This is a genomic window from Streptomyces anatolicus, assembly GCF_019400875.1.
Lineage (GTDB): Bacteria > Actinomycetota > Actinomycetes > Streptomycetales > Streptomycetaceae > Streptomyces > Streptomyces anatolicus.
The window spans coordinates 1-4,311 of record NZ_WMBF01000509.1; the positions used below are offsets into that span (position 1 = coordinate 1).

At 73.4% G+C, this 4,311-nt stretch carries 3 protein-coding genes; all 3 read right to left on the minus strand.

Annotation, left to right across the window (positions count from 1 at the left end; all coding sequences use genetic code 11):
* On the minus strand, window positions 1-776 hold a 776-nt coding region (locus GKQ77_RS28475; protein WP_219691809.1), incomplete at its 3' end, for an HAD family hydrolase.
* Window positions 773-3,280: a phosphoribosyltransferase gene (locus tag GKQ77_RS28480; RefSeq protein ID WP_258022117.1), complete on the minus strand. Its 2,508-nt coding sequence runs from the start codon at window positions 3,278-3,280 to the stop codon at window positions 773-775. The genes GKQ77_RS28475 and GKQ77_RS28480, both read right to left, overlap by 4 nt.
* Before the next feature lie 14 nt (window positions 3,281-3,294).
* Window positions 3,295-4,311: HpcH/HpaI aldolase/citrate lyase family protein (locus tag GKQ77_RS28485; protein ID WP_258022118.1), on the minus strand; the 1,017-nt coding region annotated here is incomplete at its 5' end.

Consider the following 4,311-nt stretch of genomic DNA (forward strand, 5'->3'; position numbering starts at 1 on the left):
ATCTCCTCCCCCGCCGCGATCCCCCGCTCCTCAAGGACCGTGAGCCCGGGCGCCACGAAGCCCGTGTCGGCCAGCTCCCCGTGCCCGGGCCGCCACGCCCGGTCCGCGGCGAGCAGCAGATCCGTGTCGAGCAGCGAGTCCCCCGCCGCGAGGATCTCCTCCGCACCCACCCGGCGCGCGACCTCCCGTGCCGCCGCGCTCTTGGTGAGCGGCCGCGGCACCACGTAGAGCTTGCGGCCCTGGAGCGAGACCGTCCAGCCGCGCCCCCGCGCCCACTCGCCGAGCTCCTTCACCCAGGCGTCGGGCAGCAGCGAGCGCTCGACGACCAGGTAGGCGAAGAGGTCCTCGGCGACGCGCTCCTTCAGCAGCCAGGCCGGATCGGCGGTACGCAGAAGATGCGCGCGGACCTCGTCGAGCGTGGCGCACTCGTCGGCGAGGCGCCGGGCGACCCGCACCTGCCAGTCGGGGTCGGAGACGCCGTTCACGAGCAGGTGCCCGCCGTTGGCGCAGATCGCGAACTCCGGTGGGGGGCCCGGGAGATGGATGCGGCCGTACTGCTCGCGGGTGCGGGTCGTGGTCGGCACGAAGACCGCGCCGCCGCGCCCCAGCTCGTCGAGGAGCCCGGCGGCGGTCTCGGTGACGTACGACAGCGGCTTGCCCTGGTACACCTCGACGCAGAGCAGACGCGGCGCCTCGGCGTCGGGCATGGTCAGGCCGAGGGCGGCCGCGGAGTAGATGAGCGTGCGATCGAGGTCGCTCGCGACAAGCTGTGTCACTGTGAAGCCACCGCCTTGCCGTCCGCGCCCGTTCCGCCGGCCCCGGAGACCGCCTTGCCGTCCGCGCCCGTCGCGCCCCGCGTATACCGGGGGTGGATCAACCCCACGCAGCTGTAGGGGAGTTCGCCGACCTCCTCGACGGGAACACCCCGCTGCTCGGCCAGCAGCCGCACATGGTCGAGGTCGGCGCCCGCGCCCGCGCGCGCCAGGATCTTCCAGGGGACCCGGCGCAGCAGCACCCGCGTGGTCTCGCCGACGCCCGGCTTGACGAGGTTCACGTCGTGGATCCCGTACTCCTCGCTGATCCGCTCGACCGCGGCCCAGCCCTCCCAGGTCGGCGCCCTGTCGGCGGCCAGCGCCTCCTTGACCTGGGACTCGACCGCCTCGGCGACCTCGTCGAAGCGGGCCACGACCGCGTCGACGAAGTGGCCGGACACATCGGCGTCCGCCAGCTCGCGGTAGAACTTCGCGCCGTGGAAGTCGTCCGCGCCGACCAGGTCGGAGCGGAGCACGGTACGTGAGATGAGCCCGGAGACCGTGGAGTTGAGGCAGGCGGAGGGGATGAGGAAGTCCTCGCGAGTGCCGTAGGTGCGTACGCACGAACCGGGGTCGGCAAGGACCGCGATCTCCGGACTGAAGCCCGCCGGACCGCCGCCCGCCTCGAACTCCCGCACGGCGTCGGCGAGTTCGCGGGTGATCGCGCCCTTGCCTGTCCAGCCGTCGACGAAGACGACGTCGGCGGGGTCGTGGTGGGCGGCGAGCCAGCGCAGCGCGTTGGCGTCGATGCCGCGCCCGCGCACGATCGAGACGGCGTAGTGCGGCAGGTCGAGGCCGTGCCGGTGCGCGGCCCAGCGGCGCATCAGGACACCGACGGGCGTGCCCGCGCGGGCCAGTGAGACCAGGACCGGGCGCGGCGAGCGCTCGGCGAGCACGATCTCGGTGACCGTGCCGACGGCCTGGGCGATACGGGCGGCGGAGGTGTCGAGCGCGGAGAGGAAGAGCTGCTGGTAGCGCTCGCTCGGCTGGTACTCGACGGGCAGCGACTCGGCGTAGTGCGCACCACCGCTCTGTATCGCCTCCTCGCGCTCCTCGGTGGGCGCTTCGAGCGTCACGTCCGAGAGGTCCTGGAGCAGCCAGCCGACGTCTTCGGGCGCGTACGAGGAGAAGGCGGGGCCACGGAGCGGCTCGGGAAGCATGGGGGACCTTTCGGGGGCGTGGGCGCCCCGCGGGGGGATGTACGAGGGCACGACCGCCAGCACCACATGCCCGGCGTGCGCGGAGAGCTGAGCCAACAAGCCGTCGGTGGCGTGCAGTTGAGGTGTGTCCGCCACGGAGTCCACCACCACGACGACCGCGTCGAAGTCCCCGCCCGCGACGTTGTAGGCGAACCGGGGGCCCGCCCCGTCGGCGGGCGCGTCGTGCGCGGGGAAGACGAGGCGCGTGCGTATCGCGTAGCCGGGGTCGTCCACGGCGAGCACGGGCGACCGGGTCGTGGTGGAGTACCGCACCTCCGCGCCGGACCGCCGCCCGAGCTCCCGTTCCAGCTCCACACCGAGCGCCAGCGGCGCGTACATCAGTTCCTCGAACCCGAGTACGAGCACACGCCGGGCCTCGGACGGCAGGGCCTCCGCGATCCGCTCGGCCATCCCGGGCAGCGCGCCGCGCAGCCGCCCCCGGTGCGCGGGCGTGAAACCGTGCCGCCCCCCGTCGGGCACCCCGGCAGGCCAGCCCAGCTCGACGCGCGTGACCGTGCCGCGCTCCCCGCGCGGCGGCGGGGCGGGGTCCGTCTCGTGCTCGGCGACCAGGCGCTGCCCCTTCTCCAGGACACCGTCGGGCAGCCGCACCGTCCCGGACGCCAGCGCGATCAGGTCGACGCGCGCGCCGATCTCCCGGGCGAAGGCGGCGAGGCGCCCCTGGTCGTCCGGCGAGCGCATGTCGACGAGCGCCACGATCACGTACCGCTCGCGCGGGAAGCGCTCGTGCAGGGCGCGGACGGTGTTCAGGACCGTGTTGCCGGTGGAGAACTCGTCGTCGACGAGGACCAGCGGGCCGTCCCCGGCGAGCAGCCGGGGGTCCTCGGGCAGCAGCAGGTGCGAGGTGGCGTGCGAGTGGGACTCCTCGAAGCCGCCCGCGCGCTCGACGCCCTCGACGGGGCGCCGCGTGGAGTGCAGATAGGGCGCGAGGCCGACGCCGTCGGCGACCGCGTGGCCGAGGCCGGTCGCGGTCTCCGCGTAGCCGAGTACGACGGCGCGCCGCGCCTCTTCGTCGCCGAGCAGGTTCCGCACCCGCACGCCGAGGCCGTGCCCGGCCCCGTACACGACCGAGGGGCGCTGCGGCACGTGCTTGCCCAGCACGTTCGACACCAGGAGGTGTGCCCGCTTGGGGTTGCGGCGCAGCGCGAGGCCGAGCAGGCCGGGCAGCGCCTCGTCGCCGTCGAGCCCGACCCCCAGCCGCTCGGCGACCCAGCTCCCCGACCACACCGCGTCTTGTGTCACGTACGTCATGTTCCTTACGTTCATCAGCCGGGCAACCCGGCGGTGAGCAGTTCCACGAAGCCGACGTCGGCCCTGGCGACGCCGAAGACCTCGGCGCGCCTGAGGGTCCGCTCGGCCCAGGCGCGGTGCGGCTTCACCTCGTTCATCTTGTTCGTGTACGAGGAGCGCAGCACCCCGCCGCCGCCCCGCTCGGGGCGCAGGATGTCCTCGGCGTCGCTGAACTCCTCGTGACTGACCACCGACAGGGCGTGCACGGGCAGGACGTGCGAGGGGTGGATGCAGGTCTTGCCGAGCAGTCCGTTGGCCCGGTCGAGTTCTATCTCGCGGAGCAGGCCGTCCATGTCGTGCTCGATGAGGGCCTGCCGCAGCTCCTCGGCCCGGCCCTGGAGGAAGGGGCTGCGGCGCAGCTGCGGTTTGAACATGCGCTCCTGGGCGCGGAAGTACTCCCACACGGGCCCGGTCACGGTGAACCCCGTACCGTCGGCCCTGCCGAGCACGTTCACCACGTCCGCGATGACGGAGGCGACGATCCGCACGTCGTACGCGGTCATGTCCGGCGGTCTGCGCAGTCCGTACGCCGAGCAGAAGTCGGTGACGCCGAGGCGCAGCGCGAGGACCCGGTCGCGGTACTTGTCGACGGTCCGGGCGATCCCGGCGAGGGTGTCGGCGCGGCTCTCCAGGTGCAGCAGCTCGGGCGACTCCAGGACGGGCATGGCGAAGAGCCGCCGCCCGCCGGCCGCCTCCGCGGCCACGATCGCCTCCAGGAACGGCACGCCCCGCTCCTCGGTGAACTTGGGCAGTACGAATCCGGACAGCAGGCGCAGGCTCGGGCCGAGCCTGCGGGTCAGGTCGGGGATCTGCTCGGCGGCGCGGACCCGGATGAAGAGCAGCGGGGGCTCCACGCCCCGTTCGGCCAGGTCGGCGAAGTGCCGGATCAGATTCTCCTCGGCGTCGGCCACCTCGGCGTCGTCGATGGAGTCCTCCAGGCAGACCACCATGGAGGTCACGCCACGCCCGGCCTGCTTCAGGATGTCGTCGGC